At 63.6% G+C, this 19,220-nt stretch carries 16 protein-coding genes and 1 pseudogene; 13 read left to right on the top strand and 4 right to left on the bottom strand.

Going from position 1 to position 19,220, the window contains the following annotated elements:
• Nucleotides 1–109: 109 nt before the first annotated feature.
• The 7 genes from FXB41_RS16830 to FXB41_RS16800 all read left to right on the top strand — a co-directional run bounded on the left by FXB41_RS16830 (nt 110) and on the right by FXB41_RS16800 (nt 8,592).
• On the top strand, nt 110–1,867 hold the full coding sequence (locus FXB41_RS16830; RefSeq protein WP_219682544.1) for an MOSC and FAD-binding oxidoreductase domain-containing protein: 1,758 nt from the start codon (nt 110–112) through the stop codon (nt 1,865–1,867).
• A 15-nt stretch (nt 1,868–1,882) separates the two neighbouring features.
• On the top strand, nt 1,883–2,479 hold the full coding sequence (locus FXB41_RS16825) for a redoxin domain-containing protein (protein WP_007592552.1): 597 nt from the start codon (nt 1,883–1,885) through the stop codon (nt 2,477–2,479).
• 50 nt (nt 2,480–2,529) lie between these two features.
• On the top strand, nt 2,530–3,996 hold the full coding sequence (gene pdxR, locus FXB41_RS16820; protein ID WP_219682543.1) for a MocR-like pyridoxine biosynthesis transcription factor PdxR: 1,467 nt from the start codon (nt 2,530–2,532) through the stop codon (nt 3,994–3,996).
• A gap of 74 nt (nt 3,997–4,070) precedes the next feature.
• Nucleotides 4,071–4,697 (top strand): FMN-binding negative transcriptional regulator, encoded by a 627-nt coding sequence (locus tag FXB41_RS16815; protein WP_219682542.1) that lies wholly within the window; start codon nt 4,071–4,073, stop codon nt 4,695–4,697.
• Nucleotides 4,698–4,789: 92 nt separating this feature from the next.
• Nucleotides 4,790–5,617, top strand: a complete 828-nt coding sequence (locus FXB41_RS16810; protein ID WP_219682541.1) for a class II glutamine amidotransferase — start codon at nt 4,790–4,792, stop codon at nt 5,615–5,617.
• A gap of 21 nt (nt 5,618–5,638) precedes the next feature.
• Nucleotides 5,639–6,865 carry a carboxylate-amine ligase gene (locus FXB41_RS16805; RefSeq protein ID WP_219682540.1) on the top strand — a complete coding sequence of 409 codons (1,227 nt, stop codon included), beginning with the start codon at nt 5,639–5,641 and terminating at the stop codon, nt 6,863–6,865.
• Between the two features lie 587 nt (nt 6,866–7,452).
• Nucleotides 7,453–8,592 carry a glucuronate isomerase gene (locus FXB41_RS16800; RefSeq protein ID WP_219682539.1) on the top strand — a complete coding sequence of 380 codons (1,140 nt, stop codon included), beginning with the start codon at nt 7,453–7,455 and terminating at the stop codon, nt 8,590–8,592.
• A gap of 7 nt (nt 8,593–8,599) precedes the next feature.
• Here the strand turns inward: FXB41_RS16800 and gor are convergent, their stop codons facing one another.
• Genes gor through rpiA form a run of 3 tightly spaced genes read right to left on the bottom strand, consistent with a single transcriptional unit; the run spans nt 8,600 to nt 11,278 of the window.
• Nucleotides 8,600–9,988 carry a glutathione-disulfide reductase gene (gene gor, locus FXB41_RS16795; RefSeq protein ID WP_219682538.1) on the bottom strand — a complete coding sequence of 463 codons (1,389 nt, stop codon included), beginning with the start codon at nt 9,986–9,988 and terminating at the stop codon, nt 8,600–8,602.
• A gap of 55 nt (nt 9,989–10,043) precedes the next feature.
• Nucleotides 10,044–10,562, bottom strand: a complete 519-nt coding sequence (locus FXB41_RS16790; RefSeq protein ID WP_219682537.1) for a DUF2059 domain-containing protein — start codon at nt 10,560–10,562, stop codon at nt 10,044–10,046.
• A gap of 2 nt (nt 10,563–10,564) precedes the next feature.
• On the bottom strand, nt 10,565–11,278 hold the full coding sequence (gene rpiA, locus FXB41_RS16785) for a ribose-5-phosphate isomerase RpiA (protein ID WP_219682536.1): 714 nt from the start codon (nt 11,276–11,278) through the stop codon (nt 10,565–10,567).
• Nucleotides 11,279–11,453: 175 nt separating this feature from the next.
• Here rpiA and FXB41_RS16780 point away from each other — a divergent pair, with 175 nt between their 5' ends.
• The 5 genes and pseudogenes from FXB41_RS16780 (at nt 11,454) to FXB41_RS16760 (ending at nt 16,356) form a co-directional block, all read left to right on the top strand.
• Nucleotides 11,454–12,143, top strand: a complete 690-nt coding sequence (locus FXB41_RS16780; RefSeq protein ID WP_219682535.1) for an HAD family hydrolase — start codon at nt 11,454–11,456, stop codon at nt 12,141–12,143.
• A 136-nt stretch (nt 12,144–12,279) separates the two neighbouring features.
• Nucleotides 12,280–12,779 (top strand): annotated as a pseudogene (locus FXB41_RS40845) (hypothetical protein).
• Nucleotides 12,780–12,887: 108 nt separating this feature from the next.
• The gene (gene moaA, locus FXB41_RS16770) at nt 12,888–13,922 is read left to right on the top strand and encodes a GTP 3',8-cyclase MoaA (protein WP_219682533.1); all 1,035 of its coding nucleotides are present in this window, start codon (nt 12,888–12,890) and stop codon (nt 13,920–13,922) included.
• Between the two features lie 169 nt (nt 13,923–14,091).
• Nucleotides 14,092–14,673 (top strand): TRAP transporter small permease subunit, encoded by a 582-nt coding sequence (locus FXB41_RS16765; RefSeq protein ID WP_219682532.1) that lies wholly within the window; start codon nt 14,092–14,094, stop codon nt 14,671–14,673.
• Nucleotides 14,674–14,700: 27 nt separating this feature from the next.
• Nucleotides 14,701–16,356, top strand: a complete 1,656-nt coding sequence (locus FXB41_RS16760) for a TRAP transporter large permease (protein ID WP_219682531.1) — start codon at nt 14,701–14,703, stop codon at nt 16,354–16,356.
• 71 nt (nt 16,357–16,427) lie between these two features.
• Here the strand turns inward: FXB41_RS16760 and FXB41_RS16755 are convergent, their stop codons facing one another.
• Nucleotides 16,428–17,516, bottom strand: coding sequence for a TRAP transporter substrate-binding protein (locus FXB41_RS16755; protein WP_007592577.1), 1,089 nt, complete (start codon nt 17,514–17,516; stop codon nt 16,428–16,430).
• Nucleotides 17,517–17,794: 278 nt separating this feature from the next.
• Between FXB41_RS16755 and FXB41_RS16750 the strand changes: the two genes are divergently transcribed.
• Nucleotides 17,795–19,096, top strand: a complete 1,302-nt coding sequence (locus tag FXB41_RS16750) for a M20/M25/M40 family metallo-hydrolase (RefSeq protein ID WP_219682530.1) — start codon at nt 17,795–17,797, stop codon at nt 19,094–19,096.
• Nucleotides 19,097–19,220: the final 124 nt, after the last annotated feature.

Genomic DNA, 19,220 nt, shown 5'->3' with positions numbered 1-19,220 from the left:
CGCCGGTGGCAAGGCTTGCTCGCAACGTCTAACAACGACTAACGAGCCAAAAACCCCATCCGAATGCAAGGATGACGGCAGAACCGCGCAGTCAGATCGGGAACACGCAATGGCAAATCTGCTTTCGGTCAATGTCGGCCTGCCGCGCGACGTCGCCTGGCAGGGTCGGACCGTCCACACCGGCATCTGGAAGGCGCAGGTCGCAGGCCCGCGCAGGGTGCGCCGGCTCAACATCGATGGCGACGGCCAGGGCGATACGGCCGGTCATGGCGGCGAACATCGTGCCGTATTCGTCTATCAGGAGGAATCCTATCGGTACTGGCAGGAGCATCTGGGTCGATCGAACCTCGTTCATGGCCAGTTCGGCGAGAACTTTACGGTCGAGGGCCTCGCCGACACCAACATGTGCATCGGAGACCGCTACAGGATCGGCTCCGCGGTGTTCGAAGTGACCCAGCCGCGCGTCACCTGCTACCGGCTCGGCATTCGCATGGACGAGCCGGACATGGCTGCGCTGCTGGTCAGACACGGGAGGCCCGGGTTCTATTTTCGTGTGATCGAGGAAGGCGACGTCGAGGCCGGTGACGAGATCAATCAGGTCGCCGCCGGGCCCGAGCGCATGAGCGTGTCCGAGATCAATGCGCTGCTTTACCTGCCGCCGCACCCGCACGAACGCCTGGAGCGCGCGCTGCGGATTCCTGCGCTGAGCCGCGGCTGGCACCGTTCCTTCGAGGCGCTGCTCGAGCAGCAGAAGGACAACAAGGCCGCGGGAAACGCCGGGCTTGGGCCGGCGGCGAGCGCTCCTCCGGCCTGGCGCGGATTCCGTTCCTTTCGCGTGGCGCGCAAGATCGCCGAAAGCGACAACGTGACGTCGCTGATCCTCGAACCCGTCGACGGACATCCCGTGGCGGCCGCCCTGCCCGGTCAGTTCGTCGTCATCAGGCTCGAGCCTTCCCGTGCGCAGCCGATGACGCGCAGCTTTTCGCTGTCGAGCGGCTCCGATGCCGCGTCCTATCGCATCAGCATCAAGCGCGAAGTTCACGGCGCCGCCAGCCGTTACATCGCCGACGAGCTGGTGGACGGCGCTGCCGTGCAGCTCGGTGCGCCACGCGGCAGTTTCACGCTACGACCGGGCACCGGGCCCGTCGTCCTGCTGAGCGCCGGTATCGGCGTCACCCCGGTGCTCGCGATGCTCCACGCCCTCGCCGCTGAAGCGACGACGCGGGACGTGTGGTGGCTGCACGGCACCCGCAACGGCCGCGAACATGCGTTCGCCGCCGAGACGCGCGAATTGCTAGGTGGGCTCTCTCGTCACCATAGCCACGTCTGCTACAGCGCGCCTGACCCGGGCGATCGTCTCAATGTCGCGTTCGATACAGCCGGACATCTCGACGCACGCCTGCTCCAGAGCCTGAGCGTGCCGCGTGACGGCGATTTCTATCTGTGCGGACCGACAGCTTTCATGAGCGATCTGAAAGCTGGCCTCACCACGTTGGGCATCGCACCGGATCGCATCCACACCGAATTGTTCGGCGCCGGACCATCCTTGACGCCCGGCATAGCATCCTCTCCGCAGAAGCGAGCGCACCCGCCGGTCGGCGCTCCTGGCCCCGGCCCGATGGTTTCGTTCGCCCGCAGCGGCCTCAATGTCCGCTGGGGACCGGCCTATGCCAGCCTGCTGGAATTGGCCGAAGCCTGCGACGTTCCCGTGCGCTGGTCGTGCCGGACCGGCGTGTGCCACAATTGCGAGAGCGGATTGATCGCAGGGACGGTCGACTATGCGCCGGATCCGCTCGATCCGCCGGCGGACGGCAATGTCCTGATCTGCTGCGCACGGCCCCGAAACGACGTCGTGATTGATCTGTAAAACTGGGAGAGCGTAATGCGACCTGACATCATGCCGGGAGTAACCTTCCCGGATTACGAGCTCAGCGACCACACCGGCAAGCACCGAAAGCTCTCCGAACTGCAGGCGGGCGCTCCCATGGTGCTCGTGCTCGGCCGCGGCGGATACTGTCCGAAGGATCGCCGCCAGGCCGAAGGCTTGCTCCAGCTCCATCGCGAGATGGAGGTGGGCTATTGCCGGATGGTCACGATCACGACCGACAACATCACCCAGACCAGCGAATATCGCAGCGGCGTCGGAGCGCACTGGCCCTTCCTCTCGGATTCGCGGCGCCTCGTTCAGAAGGATCTCGACATCGCCGAATACACCGACCCCGTCCACAATCCGATGATTCCGCACGTGATCGTGCTCGAGCCCGGCCTCGTCATTCACAAGATCTACAACGGCTATTGGTTCTTCGGCCGTCCAACCGTCGAAGAGCTCCGCCAGGACCTCAGGGCAGTCGGCATGAAGTGCCGGCCGGATTGGGACATCACGACGCCCGGCCTTAGGGCACTGTGGGACCAGGGCCGCAAGGAGCATTTTCATCCCTACGGCAAGGCTTACGTCGAAACTCTCGGCGAACGGGATTAGAACCACATTCCGACATCGTCCGCTCGGGCGAATGCCGGCTTGGAATGTGGATGACCCAGATGAAGACCAATCCCGCGCCCCGTGCCGACCGCGTGGGCGCGCGCCAGATCTACGAGGCCTTGAGAGATCAGATCCTGGCGCGGGTGTACGGGATCGACGGTTTGCTGCCGTCCTCCCGCGCGCTGGCCGGCGAGATGGGCGTGGCACGCTCGACCGTGACGATCGCCTACGAACAGCTCGCCGCCGAAGGCTTCATCGAGACACGCCATGGCGCGCGGCCGCGTGTGGCTCGCGCCGTCGTCGAGCGAGGACACGCGCGCGTAGTGTCGCGACCGTCGGCGCGGAAGGTGCGGCTGTCGGCTTTCGGGGACCGGTTGCTTCAAGACCCGCCGCGCTGGACCGAACCGCCGCGCGGGCTCGTCGCCAACTTCCGCTATGGCGAGCTCGCGCCGTCGGATTTCCCGGTAGTGGCATGGAAGAAGGCCGTGACTGCTGCGATGGCACGCAAGCCCGAGCGGCTGGCCTATGATGACCCCTGCGGCGCGCTGCGGCTGCGGACCGCGCTCCAAGGCTATCTGTGGCGGTCGCGCAGCGTCCGCTGCGAGGTCGATCAGATCGTCGTCGTCAACGGCTCGCAGCAAGGCCTCGACATCTGCGCGCGCCTGCTGCTCGATGCCGGCGACCGCTTCGTGATGGAGGATCCCGGCTACCAGATGGCGCGGCATACTTTTGCGGCGACGGGCGCCAAGACGATCCCGATTCCCGTCGACGCGGATGGATTGGAGACCACGCGGCTCGAGGGCGTCGAAGCCCGCCTCGCCTATGTCACGCCGTCGCATCAATATCCGCTCGGCGGCGTCATGCCGATCGGACGCCGGCACCAATTGCTCGCCTGGGCCAGGGCAAACGACGCCTACGTGATCGAGGACGATTACGACAGCGAGTATCGCTACGACACCAAGCCGATCCCGCCGCTGCATGCGCTGGAAGGCGGCGGCAACGTGATCTATCTCGGCACCGTCTCCAAGACGCTGTCGCCGACCTTGCGGATTGGATATCTGGTGGTGCCCAGCGCCCTGCGATCCCTGTTCGCCGCCGCCAAGCAGATCATGGACCGGCACACGCCGCTGATCGAACAGGACGCACTCGCGTCGATGCTGGAAAGCGGCGCCTATGACGGCCACATCAGACGCGTGCGCCGGCGCAACGCCGAACGCCAGCGCACGCTGCTCGACGCGCTTCGCCGCCGGTTCGGGGATCGCGTCCGGATCGAGGGCACGGCCGCCGGCCTGCACATCGTGGCGTGGTTCGACAACCTGCCACAGAAGCGAGAGGACGCGTTGATCAAGGCGGCCCATGCAAAGGGCGTCGGCATCTATCCCGTCTCGGCACTGTTCGTCGGACCTCGCCGACCGCGGAAGACAGTCGGCCTCGTCATGGGCTATTCGGCACTGGAGGTGTCACAGATCGAGCGCGGCTGCAGGCTTCTCGCACAGGCCGTCGCCGAACTGGACTGATTAAATAGGCGATAACTGGCAGTTTATTATAGGCCAGATTCCGGCTATCTCCAGACCAACACCGGAGATAGACCATGTACATCCCTCCCGCCTTCAAGGACGATATCGAGAGCATCCGGGCGACCATTCGCGGCGCCCGCCTCGCCAGTCTGGTCACGGCCACCACCGAAGGCCCGGTCGCCACACCGCTGCCGCTCTTTCTCGATGAGAGCGAAGGCGAGCATGGCGTGCTGTACGGACATGTGGCGAAAGCCAATCCGCAATGGAAACTGCCGCCGATCGGAGATGCGCTGGCGATCTTCAGCGGTCCCGACGCCTATGTGACGCCGTCCTGGTACGCGACCAAGCAGGAGACCGAAAAGGTCGTGCCGACCTGGAACTACGTCGCGGTGCATGCCTACGGCCCGGTCGAATTCTTCCAGGAGCCCGAGCGCCTGCTCGACGCCGTGACGCGGCTCACGAACAGGCACGAAGGATCGCGTGCCAAGCCTTGGGCCGTGACGGATGCCCCTGCGGATTTCATCGCCGCGCAGCTGCGCGGAATCGTCGGCGTGCGCATTCCCGTCGTGCGGTTCGAAGGCAAGCGCAAGATGAGCCAGAACCGTCCCGAGGCCGACCGGGTCGGCGTCGCGCAAGGTCTCGCATTGAGCGAGAGCGCAGGTGATCGCGAGGTTGCTCCATTGATTCCGGTGCCGGTGTAGTGACCACTTGGTTCCCGACACTCGCTGTCGGGAACCATCCTCCTGTCAGGTTCGTTGATACATTTCAGCAAGCATCTCCTGACAGGATTCCCATGTGTCGCTGGATCGCATACCGTGGCGAGACCACGTCCTTCGAGCCCTACGTCACCGAGCCCGAGCATTCGCTGATCGCGCAAAGCATCCGCTCGCTCCAGTCGACGGCCGGCTCGAATGGCGACGGCTTCGGTCTCGGCTGGTACGGCGAGCATCCGGAGCCTGGTCTTTATCGTGAAACACGCCCGGCCTGGTCGGACGAAAATCTCCGCTATCTCTGCCGGCATCTGCGCTCGCATCTGTTCTTCGCCCATGTGCGCGCCGCCACCGGCACGGCGGTGACACGGCAGAACTGTCATCCCTTTGCCTGCGGCCACTGGATGTTCATGCACAACGGTTTCGTCGGCAGCTGGAATCGCCTACGGCGCAAGGTCGAGGCGCTGATCCCCGACGCCTACTATCCTTCGCGGACAGGCACGACCGATTCGGAAGCCGTGTTTCTCGCCATGATGGGCGCGGGGCTCGATGCCGATCCCTTGGGTGCGACGCATCGCGTGCTGCGGGCCCTCGTCGATCTCGTCAACGAAGGCGAGCTTCGTGAGCGGCTACGCTTCACCAGTGCCATCGCCAACGGCCGCGATCTCTATGCCTTCCGGGTCGCGGTCAACGATGCCGCCAACACGCTGTATTTCCGCGAGGCTGGCGGCCAGGTCATCGTCGTGTCCGAGCCGTTCGACAAGGAAACGGACTGGACGGAAGTGCCCGCGAATCACGCGCTGGTCGCACGTGCGTCCGAAAGCGCGAAAATTGTTCCGTTCGACCTTGCAATTTCCGGTGGGCTCGACGCGGAACCCGCCCCCGTCAGAAGGATTAACGCCCGCAGGTAAATACCTTGGCCGGGTGGCACAATGACATTTGCATCAGACGTTTTAAAACTGCTGCGGCTCGATTCCTCGGAAGACAAGCAGCACCTCGTCATTCGCTCGGCCGGCGGACGCGGCAAGGCTGCGGAATATTCGTTCGGCATCGAGGAGGAATACTTCCTCGCCGATCGCCGTAGCCTGGAGGTCGCGATTCAGACCCCCAATGAGCTTTTCGAATCTGCAAACTGGTCGACAGGCGGCCAGGCGATGCGGGAGATGTTGCAGTCCCAGCTCGAGGTCGCCACCAACGTTCATGTCGACGTCGCCGACGCGCGCGAAGAGCTTCGCTTCCTGCGGCGCGAAGTCGCGAACGTCGCGGCACAATACGGCTTCGTGATCATGGCCTGCGGCACGCATCCGACCGCGGTCTGGCGCATGTCGCAGCCGAGCCCCAAGCCGCGCTACGAGGAGATGATCGAGGATCTGCGCAGCATCGGCCACCGCAACCTGATGTGCGGCATGCATGTGCACGTCCAGCTGCCCGATCCCGAAAAGCGCACGGCGGTGATGCGAGCGATGCTGCCGCATTTGCCGTTGTTCATCGCCCTGTCGGCCTCCTCTCCGTTCTGGAATTCACACAAGACCGGTCTGAAGGGCTACCGGCTCGCCGCTTATTCCGAGCTGCCGCGCACAGGCCTGCCCGAATTGTTCGAGAGCAGGCAAGATTACGACGAATATGTCGGCGCCTTGCAACGCTCCGGCGTGATCCCCGATGAAAGCCACATCTGGTGGGCCATGCGCCCATCCATGAAGCACCCGACCCTCGAGTTGCGTGCGCCCGATACCTGCACCTTCGTCGACGACGCCGTTGCCATTGCCTCGCTCTATCGCTGCCTGACGCGCTATCTCTACCTGCGACCTCATCTGTCGAAAGAGGTCACCGCGGTCGAACGCGCGATTGCGGTGGAGAACAAATGGCGAGCCCAGCGCTACGGCACCGATTGCATCTTTGCCTCCAGGGAGGGGCCGGTCGAGATCTCCGAACTGCTCTCCCGCGTGATCGAGGACGTCGCCGGGGACGCGGCCACGCTGAACTGCGCCGCCGAGGTCGAACACTGCCGCACCATCGTCGAGCGTGGCAGCTCGGCTGAATTCCAGCTTCGTGCCTTCCGCGACAATGCGGAGGACATCGCCGCCGTGTCGCGCTGGATCGCAGACGCGACGATCTCGGGGACGAGCGCCGCGCCGGCAAGCGTCCCTACGCCCTCATAGCGCCCGCGCAAGCTTCGGGAGCAACAATGTCGCTCCTGAATTCGGAAGCTCGCGGGGAGAACCATGAATCGCGTCAAATGTTGTGCCGGCTGCGGCCATGGCCTCATTCCGATGCTCTCGGCCAAAGGTCGTGCGGAGCTCAGCTGCCTCTGGTGCGAGCTGATCGAGGCGCGTGCAGCAGACATGGCGAAGTGGGCTGACAGCCCGTACGGAAAGCGCGAGCGGACGGTGCGTCGATCTTTCGAATGAACGGCTTCAGACCCCCGGCCGCCAACTTCTCCTGATCGGCGCGGCTGCACGTCCGCGCCAGAATGCCGACAAATTAGACAAGACACGTCTCGTCGCCAGGCTTGCAGACTGGGCGAACATGGCCATGCAGGCTGGCGAAGCGTGTCATCTAACCTCAGGTGCAACCTTGATTTTTCTTCGAGTGGCGGCGGGTCGCAAAGCCTCCGTGCCGCGCGGCGCCGAGACTGGCCCAAAATTCGCAAGGCAGCATCAGGCCTGATCCCCTGCTCTCCTGATTGCAGCAGCAAGATGCGTGCGCCGAGAGAGACCGGGTGAGCGGCCTAGAATCGGAGACTGCCATGAACGTGCATGCCGCCGGCGATCTCAAAATCACCGGCCTGACCCGCCCGGACGGCGCCCCCCTTCGCCTCAACGACCGGGATTTCGTGGCGATCGACCGCGACCGGAATGCGAAGTTCGAGGCGACGTACCGGCCGCAGGCCCTCTACAATCGCGCCAACGAGGGCTTTCACGCCAACAACGAAACTTTCCTGCTGCACGAGGTCGCGACCAATCTGCCGATCTATCTGCCCGACACCGGACCGACAGATTTCCATCTTCATCTGCCACCGGGCGGCTTTCAGCTCGTGCTGGTCACCTCGGGCGCGTTCACCTTCGATTATGACGGGCGCTTCTACAATGTCGGCCCGGGCGCGGTGATGCTGCAAAGCGCGATCGTGCACCGCCAGCTATTTTATACCTGGTCCGGATTGTCGACCGAAGAGAATTTGAAGACGCCACAAACGGTGGCGCCGGATCCAATTTCCATGGGCTATTCCGGCAAATTCCTCGAAGCCTTCATCACCGATCCGACGACCTTTCCAAACCCGACCATTGTCGGCCCGGATCAGATCAACGAAGACGAGACGCCACGGGTGGCGTGGAGCCACTCTCTGCATGATCGCCCTGCGGACGCAGGCTTTTGGCTCCAGGACCCGCTGGCGCTCGATGCTCTGTTCAAGCCGCTCACCGACAGCCCGGTCAAATCATCCATGCCGGTCTATGTGCGCGACATCGGCATCGAAGTGCCGAGCGGTCATCTCGTCGCCGGCCACATCATCGCAACCGACCCGCGCGGCCAATCGCTGTTGCCCAAGAGCACGGCGGCAGCGGCGGACACCACCTGTTTCGCCAAGGGCGAGGTCGTGATCTACCGCGTGATCCGCGGCACGGCCGAATTCAGGAACAAGACTGGCGAGACCTTTGAGCTCACGGCCGGCGACGTGGTGACGGCAGGCAAGAACGCCACAAGCCTCGTCGGTATCGGTGAGAACACGCAGGTCCTTCGGCTCGGCCTTCTCAAAAGCATGAACGACCTCCGCAGCTGGACGCCGACGCAACGCGACGAGATCGACGGCCTCGCCGGTCAGATCATCACGCAGAAGGACATCCGTCTTCTGCGGACCGAGGGCAAGCCGGTCGGATATTTGTACGGCTGAGCGGAGTTTACTCCGCCGCCTGGCGGACGTGGTGGGCGGTCGGGGTGCGCATGGTGACGAGCTCTTCGGCCGCGGTCGGATGCAGCGCAATCGTCGCATCGAAATCGGCCTTGGTCGCCTTCATCTTCACCGCAATCGCGACCGCCTGAGTGATCTCGGCCGCGGCATCGCCGACGATGTGACAGCCTAGCACGCGGTCGGAGGCGCCGTCCACGACGAGCTTCATCAGCACGCGGGTATCGCGGCCCGACATCGTCGCCTTGATGGGCCGGAACGTGGTCTTGTAAATGTCGACGTGGCTGAATTGCGCGCGGGCCTCGGTCTCGGTGAGGCCGACGGTGCCGACCTCCGGCTGCGAGAACACGGCCGTCGGGATGTTGGCGTGATCCACCTGCACCTCGCGCTTGCCGAACACGGTGTCGGCGAACGCATGGCCCTCGCGGATCGCGACCGGCGTCAGGTTGAAGCGATGGGTGACGTCGCCGATCGCATAGATGCTGTCGACCGAGCTCTTGGAGAAATGGTCGACGGCGATGCCGCCGTTCCGCGGATTGATGGCGACGCCGGCCTTCTCCAGGCCGAGATTGGCCACCGCCGGATGGCGGCCGATCGCGAACATCACCTGGTCGGAGGCAAGGCTCGATCCGTTCGACAGATGCGTGGTGAATTCCTCGCCGTGCCGATCGACCTTCGTCACCGTGCAGCCGGTGAGGATGGTGATGCCCTGCTTCTCCATCTCGGCGCGGACGTGAGCGCGAACATCCTCGTCAAACCCGCGAAGAATGTTGTCGCCGCGATAGATGACTGTGACGTCGGAGCCGAAGCCGGCGAAGATACCGGCGAACTCCAGCGCGATGTAGCCGCCGCCCTGGATCACGATCCGCTTCGGCAGCCTGGTCAGGTGAAACGCCTCGTTGGAGGAGATCACGTGCTCGATGCCGGGAATCGGAGCACCGTGATTGGGCGCGCCGCCGGTGGCGATCAAAATGTATTTTGCGGTGATCTTCCGGTCGTTCTCGAGCAGGCGGACCGTGTGTTTGTCCTCGATCACCGCCCGGCTCTTGACGATCTGCGCGCCTGACTTCTCGACATTGGCGGTGTAAGCCGCCTCCAGACGCGCGATCTCCTTGTCCTTGTTGGCAATCAGCGTCGGCCAGTCGAAGGTCGCAGGCGGAACGGTCCAGCCAAAGCCGGCGGCGTCCTCGATCTCGTGACGGAAATGCGAGCCGATGACGAACAGCTTCTTCGGTACGCAGCCGCGGATCACGCAGGTCCCGCCCATGCGGTACTCTTCCGCGATCATGACGCGGGCGCCGTAGCCGGCCGCGATGCGGGCGGCACGCACGCCGCCCGAACCGCCACCGATGACAAAGAGGTCGACGTCGAATTCAGCCATTGTCCACTCCGACCTCTTTCAGAACATGATCCGGATTCTGATCAGATAGGAACTGTCAGATCTCCTTGCCACGCTTGCGCATCTCGGCGCGGAAGTTGCCCATCACGGTCTCGGAGAAATTCTGGGCCCAGGAGTTCATGAAGGCCATGCTCAGCCCGATCGCGCGCGGCTCGGCCTCGATCAGCTTCTTGCCCAGCGGCGACTTGTAGAAGGTGACGAGATCCTTCAACTCCTGCTCGGTGAACTCGCTGGCATAGACCTGCGCCATGCCATCGCCGATTTCGCTCTCGCGGCCTTTGAGCTGCTGGGCGACGATCTGGGCGACCTCGGTGAGGTCCTTCTGGTAGTTCAGGTTCTGCTGGATCAGCGCGATCTTGGTCTTCTCGACCAGGCCGGGCACCGCGTTGGCGTACATCGCACTGGCGTTCTTGATCGCCAGGATCTCCTTGGCGGCCGCGACAGCGGCCGGCGACGATTTCGGCGCCGCGGCCTGCTGGGCCCCGGCCGGGGCGACCGAGAGGGCCAGTCCCACAGCGAGAGTCGCGACCGGCAACAATTTCAAAACGCTCTTCATTCCTAGTCTCCTTTCGGCTTTCGCCGTTCAATCACGCGAATTCCTTCGCCACCCGCCAAAACAGCCGAGCTGGCCAAGCCGATGAACAAACCATGTTCGACGACGCCGGGGATCGCGCTCAACGCCGTGGCAAGGCGGGCGGGATCCTCAATCTTTTCGAGCTGGGCATCGACGATCCAGTGGCCGCCATCGGTGACGAAAACGTGGCCGTCCTTGCCGTTGCGGACCGCCATCTGCCCGGAAACGCCGCATTCCGCAAACGCCTTCTCGATCGCGCGCCGCGTTGCGCCGAGCCCGAACGGGATGACTTCGACCGGCAGCGGAAAGCGGCCAAGTGTCGGGACCCATTTGGTGTCGTCGGCAATCACGATCATGCGATCCGAGGCGGCCGCCACGATTTTCTCGCGCAACAGCGCGCCGCCGCCGCCCTTGATCAGATTGAGTTCGGGATCGATCTCGTCGGCGCCGTCGACGGTGATGTCGAGATGGTCGATCTCGTCCAGCGTGGTCAGCGGCACGCCGCAGCGGATTGCATCGAGGCGCGTCGCCTCGGAGGTCGGCACGCCGATCACTTTGAGTCCAGCGCGGACCCGCTCGCCGAGCAGCTCGACGAAATGTTTTGCGGTCGAGCCGGTGCCGAGCCCGAGCTGCATGCCGTCACGGACGTCCTCGAGGGCGCGCGCCGCAGCCTGCCGCTTCAACTGGTCCATATTCACGTTTGCGCCGTCCCTGAATTACGAGTGTCGTGCCTTATAGGCTCGCGGCGGCCTGTGTAGCCTCGTTTTCCCTCGGAGAACAGGGTCTGGGGAACAGGCCTCCCGCCCCACCTTATAAGGTGATCTTATGGCTTCCGCCCTTGCGCGGGCGGGGCCGCGCCGGTAGCGCTGGACCATGACCTCCCCCCACACCATCGTCTTCGATCTCGACGGCACGCTTGTGGATACGGCGCCCGACCTGATCACCGCGCTCAATTACGTGCTCGACCGCGAAGGGCTGCCGCCCGTGCCGATGGCCTCGGCCCGCAACATGATCGGCGCCGGCGCCCGCAAGCTGATCGAGCGGGGGCTGGAGGCCGAGGGCCGCAGCGTCACGGTTGCCGACATGGACCGGATGACGGCCGATTTCATCGCTTATTACGCTGACAATATCGCCGTCGAATCCCGGCCCTTCGAGGGACTGGAGGCCACACTCGACCATTTTGCGGCCCAGGGCCATCGTCTCGCGGTCTGCACCAACAAGCTGGAATGGCTGTCGAAGCGCCTGCTGGACCAGCTCGACCTGAGCCGACGCTTCGCCGCGATCTGCGGCGCCGACACTTTTGGCGTCCAAAAGCCCGATCCGACCATTTTCCGCGAAACGGTGGCGCGGGCCGGCGGCGAGGTCAAAGCCAGCATCATGGTCGGCGACGCCGGACCCGATGTCGGCGTGGCCCGGCGCGCCGGAGTTCCCGTGATCGGGGTCAGCTTCGGCTATACGGACGTCCCGATCGCCGAGCTGAAGCCGGACCGGCTGATCCATCACATGCGCGACCTGCCGGCAGCCGCCAGCAGCCTGATGACTGCGCAGGCAGATCTCAAATAGCTGAGATAGCTTGATTATTCCGCAGAAATCCCGCGTTAACCATCTATTAACTATGCGAGGCCCGCCGGTTGCTCGCTCGGAACGACACTCCTAAGTTTGTCCGGGGTGTGGCGGTTCGCCGCACTAGGTGAATGTCATGCGTCGTGTCATCTCGTTTTCATTAGCTGGAGTGAGCGTCCTCGGGGCAACGAGCCTTGCCGGCTGCTCCTCGATGTCTTCAACTTCCTGGAACATGTTCAAATCGGCCCCGCCGACCGTCCAGGTCCGGCTCGAATCCAATCCTGCGGGTGCTGACGCCACGACCTCGCTCGGACAGGGCTGCAAGACCCCCTGCTCCGTATCGGTTCCCGCCCCCGACGTCCCCTTCACGGTCGCTTTCGCGCTGCCGAAATACCAGCCGGTAAGCGTGCCGGTGAACGTCATCAAGAACCCGGCGACTTCACGACGCCCGCCTCGGTCACCACCGACCCCAACCCGGTTTTCGCGGAGCTCCAGCCGGCCGTTCCGCCAAAACCGGTCCGCAAGCCGCACCGGCTGAAGAAGCCGAAACCGGCGGCGCCCGCCACCGCCCCGGCTGCTGCTGCCGCACCGGCTGCGGGCTCGCCGTTCCCCGATCCGAACACGGGCAAGCGCTGACCTCCGTCATCCCCCCAATTGTCTCTGACGCCTCCGATGCTTAGATTGCGTTCAGGGCGCCGCTGAAGCAAAGCTGCTCCCGCCGCCGCAAGTGACAAGGCATTTGGTATGAACGGACTTTCCGCGAGCCCCCGCGCCGCGCTGTCGAGCGCGATGACCGATCCGTTCGGACGGACCATCTCGTATTTGCGCGTGTCCGTCACCGACCGCTGCGACCTGCGCTGCTTCTACTGCATGTCGGAAGACATGACGTTCCTGCCCAAGGCTGACCTGCTGACGCTGGAGGAACTCGACCGGCTCTGCTCCGCCTTCATTGCCAAGGGCGTGAAGAAGCTGCGGCTCACCGGCGGCGAGCCGCTGGTCCGCCGCAACGTGATGACATTGGTGCGCTCGCTGTCGCGGCATCTCAAGAGCGGCGCGTTGAGCGAGCTGACGCTGACCACCAACGGCACCCAGCTTGCGAAATACGCGAGCGAACTCGCCGATTGCGGCGTCCGCCGCATCAACGTCTCGCTCGACACGCTCGACCCACAAAAGTTTCGCGAGATCACCCGGTGGGGCGAGATCGACAAAGTGCTGGAAGGTATCGAGGCGGCACGCGCTGCGGGCCTCGCGGTCAAGATCAATGCCGTTGCGCTGAAGAACCTCAACGAGGACGAGCTTCCCGACCTGATGCGCTGGGCCCACGGCAAGGGCATGGGGCTGACGCTGATCGAGGTCATGCCGATGGGCGAGATCGGATCCGGACGAATCGACCAATACCTGCCGCTGTCGCTGGTGCGCGCGCGCCTCGCCCAGCAGTTCACGTTGACGGATCTGGCCGAGAGCACCGGCGGGCCCGCGCGCTATGTCAGCGTCGCCGAGACCGGCGGCAAGCTCGGCTTCATCACCCCGATGACCCATAATTTCTGCGAATCCTGCAATCGCGTGCGCGTCACTTGCACGGGAACGCTGCACACCTGCCTCGGCCACGAGGATGCCTCCGATTTGCGCAAACCTCTGCGTGCATCGGACGACGATTCGCTGCTTGCGGATGCGATTGACCGCGCCATTGGCCTGAAGCCCAAGGGCCACGATTTCATCATCGACCGCCGCCACGACCGCCCCAGCGTCTCCAGGCACATGAGCGTCACCGGCGGCTAGCATCGGCTGCCCGGCCGCGGCTTATTCCCCTTAACTATCAACAAACTTCCGATTGACTGGCGGCAAACTCGCTGGTTTGGTGCGGCTGCCTCATGCCTGCGCGGCGAGACAAGCCAACGCGCCACTCGGCGCAGTCAAGACGGCCGGGGCAAATCGGGGAGGACCAATCTTGCAAGCGCTCCTGAAGCTGAGCAATGGAATTGACGCGTTCACACGTTGGACGGGCAAGCGTTTGGCTTGGCTGATCCTGCTCGCCGTCGTCATCTCGGCGCTGAATGCGATCATTCGGAAGACGTTGGACACGTCCTCCAACTCGTGGCTCGAGCTGCAATGGGTGCTTTTCAGCATTGTGTTCCTGCTGTGCTCGTCCTGGACGCTGCTCGATAACGAGCACATCCGCATCGACATCTTCAACAGCATGATGCCGAAGCGGGCTCGCAACATCATCGACATCATCGGGCACATCTTCTTCCTGATCCCGCTGACCGTTGTCATGATCGTCACCGGGGTACCGTTCTTCCTGCGCTCGCTCCAGATCAACGAGCAATCCGGCAATGCGGGCGGCCTGCCGCAATGGCCGGCAAAAGCGCTGATCATGATCGGCTTCGCCCTTTTGCTCGTTCAAGGCATTTCCGAGCTGATCAAGCGAATCGCGATCATGCGCGGCATGATCCCGGACCCTCACGAGTCGCAGGTGTCCGCACTGGAGGCCGAGGTCGAGCACCTCGTCGAAGCGATCGAAAAAAAGTAGCCGTTGGCGACGGTTTAGGGGGAAGTCATGACCGCGTTTATTATCGCCAATCTGGCGCCTATCATGTTCGCGACGCTCGTCGTCGTGCTGCTGCTCGGCTATCCGGCGGCATTTTCGCTCGGCGCCGTCGGCCTGTTCTTCGCCATCATTGGCGTCGAGCTTGGTCAGTTCCACCCGGACTTTCTCCAGGCTTTGCCGGAGCGCGTCTACGGGGTCATGAACAACGACACGCTGCTCGCCATTCCCTTCTTCACCTTCATGGGACTGGTGCTCGAGCGTTCTGGCATGGCCGAGGATCTGCTCGACACCATCGGCCAGTTGTTCGGCACCATCCGCGGCGGCCTTGCCTATGCGGTGGTCTTCGTCGGCGCCCTGCTTGCGGCGACCACCGGCGTCGTGGCGGCCTCGGTGATCTCGATGGGCCTGATCTCGCTGCCGATCATGCTGCGCTACGGCTATGACCGCCGCATGGCGACAGGCATCATCGCGGCCTCCGGCACGCTGGCGCAGATCATTCCGCCCTCGCTCGTCCTGATCGTGATGGCCGACCAGCTCGGCAAGTCGGTCGGCGACATGTATGAGGGCGCGTTCATTCCGGGTCTCGTGCTCGCGGGTCTCTATGCAGGCTACGCGTTTCTTGTGACCCTGATTTTCCCGAACGCCGCCCCGGGCCTGCCCAAGGAAGCCATCGGCTTCCGTGAGGAGAGCGGCGACCGCGGCCTGAGGTCGCTCGGCGTGCTGTTCCTGGCGAGCTGTGTGTTCGGCTGGTTCATGATGCGGAATTCGGAGACCCACGGCGCCGACTTCGTCGTGCTCAGCATGTTCTTCGGCATCCTCTTCGCGTTCTTCGTCGCCATCGCGAACTGGGCCATCGACAAGCTGACGGGCTTCCGTTTCCTCTCCAAGATGGCGCAACAGACCACCTTCGTCATGGTGCCGCCGCTGTTCCTGATATTCCTGGTGCTCGGCACGATCTTCATCGGTGTCGCGACGCCCACCGAAGGCGGCGCGATGGGCGCAGCCGGCGCCCTCATTCTCGGTGCCATGAAACGGCGCCTGACCTGGGACCTCGTTCGTCAGGCCACCGAATCGACGGCAAAGCTGTCCGCCTTCGTCGTCTTCATCCTGGTCGGCGCGCGCGTGTTCTCGCTCACCTTCTACGGCGTCAGCGGCCATGTCTGGGTCGAGCACCTGCTGACCTCCCTGCCCGGCGGCCAGATCGGCTTCCTGATCTTCGTCAACGCCTTCGTGTTCGTGCTGGCGTTCTTCCTCGATTTCTTCGAACTCGCCTTCATCGTGATCCCGCTGCTCGGGCCGGCTGCCGAACATCTCGGCATCGACCTGATCTGGTTCGGCGTCATCCTCGGCGTCAACATGCAGACCTCGTTCATGCACCCGCCGTTCGGATTTGCGCTGTTCTATTTGCGCTCGGTCGCGCCGAAGGAGCGCTATACCGATCGTGTCACCGGCAAGCGGATGGAGCCGGTCACAACGGGACAGATCTATTGGGGCGCGGTGCCGTTCGTGGTCATCCAGGTCGTCATGGTGCTGCTCGTGATCATGTTCCCGTCGATGGTGATGCACTACAAAGGCGTGCAGTCCACGATCGATCCCAACAGCATCAAGATCGAGATCCCGCAGATCGACCTGCCGCCGCTCGACTTCGGCCAGCCGAAACAATAGCGCCCGCCCCGAAAAAAGAACCCGGAGCTTTCGCTCCGGGTTCTTTCGTTTGGGCCGATCGCGTCCGGCGATCAGCTCTGCGAGTTGCGCGCCATGAAGTTGTCATAGCCGACTTCAGCAACCTGGAACCACTGATATCCGTTGTTCGAGAACGCGGTCAGGGATTCATAGACCTTCTTGAAGTCCGGGTTGGTGGCCGAGACTTCGGTGTGCAGCTCCTTTGATGCCTTGAAGCAGGCCTGCATGATCTCGGGCGAGAACGGATGCAGCTTGGCGCCGGCCGCGAGCAGACGCCGCAACGCCGGTGGATTGGACTGGTCGTACTTTGCCATCATCCAATTGTTGGCGTAGTGTCCCGCCTGCTCGAGGATGCTCTGGTAGTGCTTCGGCAGCGCATTCCACTTGTCCTGGTTGACGAAGGCCAGAAGCATCGGCCCGCCTTCCCACCAGCCCGGGAAGTAATAATGCGGCGCGACCTTGACGAAGCCAAGCTTCTCGTCGTCATAGGGCCCGACCCATTCGGCGGCGTCGATGGTGCCCTTCTCCAGCGCCGGATAAATGTCGCCGCCGGCGATCTGCTGCGGCACCGCGCCTAGTTTGGCCATCACCTTTCCGGCAAAGCCGCCGATGCGGAATTTCAACCCGCTGAAGTCCTGGGGCGTCTTCACCTCCTTGCGAAACCAGCCACCCATCTGACAGCCGGTATTGCCGGCAAGCAGCGAGACGACGTTATACTTCTTGTAGAACTCGTTGAGGATGTCCCTGCCGCCGCCCAGCATGTACCAGGCTTGGTTGATGCGCATGTTCGGTCCGAACGGCACAGCCGAGCCGAAAGTAAAGGTCGGGTCCTTACCGAAATAATAGTAGGACGCGGTGTGGCCGATTTCGCAGGTGCCGTTCTGCACGGCATCGAGCACCTGAAGGCCCGGCACGATCTCGCCGCCGGCAAATGTCTGAATCTGAAATTTGTTGTCGGTCGCTTCCGCGACCATCTTGGCCATCATCTCGGCGCCGCCATAGAGCGTATCGAGTGATTTCGGCCAGCTCGTCGGCATGCGCCATTTGATCTCGGGCGTCGTCTGCGCGATCGCTGGAGCGGCAAGCGTGGCGACACCCGCCGCACCAAGCCCGGTGACCTTGATAAAATCTCGTCTTTTCATGATTTCCTACCCTGATGGATTGTGACCTTGGGCCTTCTTGCCGAGGCTTGGAGGCCAGCATGGAACAAGTGTCGTCCGATTTCCATCCCTCACGATGTGAGGGACAAAAATGCTCAGCTCCCACGCCATCCGATCCTACGACTTTAGGCTTAGGCGGCCGGCGCCCTGGCCCTTCCCATCACGTCAGCCTCGGCCGGGCATGCCGGGTGCCCCGGGCGCGTGACAAGCGCCGGAAACACGGGCATACCGCGCCATCCCCCAACCTAGGGCCGCCACGCATGTCTCGATCCCACCCTGCTCCATCGCTCGTTGCTCCGTTGATCGCGTCGCTCTGGCTGGCATGTGCGGCAATGCCGGCGCATGCGGAGCCCAGTGCGAATGTCGTGGCCGACGTCCATGCGCTGGCGCAAAAGGAGCAGCAGCCGCTGCTCGACACGCTGCGCGATCTCGTCAGCATCGAATCCGGCAGCAAGGATGTCGAAGGCTTGAATCAGATCGCCGAGCGCGTTGCCGGCCAGCTCAAGCAGCTCGGCGGCACGGTGGAGATCCTGCAGCCCACCGACGTCTATCGCCTCGACGACACACCCGAGAAGATCGGCCCGGCCGTACACGCCGTATTCAAGGGCACAGGCAGCAAGAAGATCATGCTGATCGCCCACATGGACACCGTGTACCTGAAGGGCATGCTGAAGGATCAACCGTTCCGCATCGAAGGCGACAAGGCCTACGGCCTCGGCATTGCCGACGACAAGCAGGGCGTCGCGCTCATTCTTCACACCGTAGCGTTGCTGCAGAAGCTGAGCTTCCGGGATTACGGCACGCTCACGGTGCTTACCAATGGCGACGAGGAGATCTCGTCGCCCGGCTGGCGCAGCACCATCACCAGGTTCGCCGCGGATCAGGATGTGGTGTTCTCGTTTGAAGGCGGCGGCACCGACGGCACGCTGCGGCTGGCCACCAGCGGCATCGGCTCGGCGTATCTCACGGTACAGGGCAAGTCGTCGCATGCAGGCTCGCGGCCCGAGGGCGGCGTCAATGCACTGTACGAACTCTCCCATCAGCTGCTGCAGATGAAGGACCTGTCCAAACCGGAGCAGGGCCTGAAACTGAACTGGACGGTCTCCAAGGCCGGTACCAACCGCAACGTCATCCCCGCCGAGGCCACGGCCCAGGCCGATGCGCGCGCCCTCAAGGTCGCCGATTTCGACGAGCTGGAGAAGGCGCTGCAGGACAAGATCAAGAATCACCTGCTGCCCGACTCCAAGGTCGCGCTCAAATTCGAGGTGCGCCGTCCGCCGCTGGAGGCCAACGACGCCTCGCGCCGCGTGGCGGCCTACGGCAAGACCATCTATGGGGAGATCGGACTGCCCCTCAAGGTCGACGAGAAGGCGACCGGCGGCGGCACCGATGCCGCGTTTGCCGCGCTGAAGACCAGCGGAGCCGTGGTCGAAGGCATGGGCCTGTCGGGTTTCGGCGCGCATTCCAACGACGCCGAATATGTCAAACTCGACAGCATCGTGCCGCGCCTTTATCTGACCACGCGCATGATCATGGATCTGTCCACCGGCAAGCTGAAATAGCGCTCTCTTCCTTCTCCCCTTGTGGGAGAAGGTGGCGCGAAGCGCCGGATGAGGGGTTGCCTCCGCGCATTCAACTCGCAGTCGGACTCGCGGAGAGAGACCCCTCACCCGGCTCGCCGCTGTC

The organism is Bradyrhizobium canariense, from assembly GCF_019402665.1.
GTDB lineage: Bacteria > Pseudomonadota > Alphaproteobacteria > Rhizobiales > Xanthobacteraceae > Bradyrhizobium > Bradyrhizobium canariense.
The sequence above is the reverse complement of the archived record's forward strand: the minus strand, read 5'-3'. Positions and strand labels throughout refer to the sequence as shown.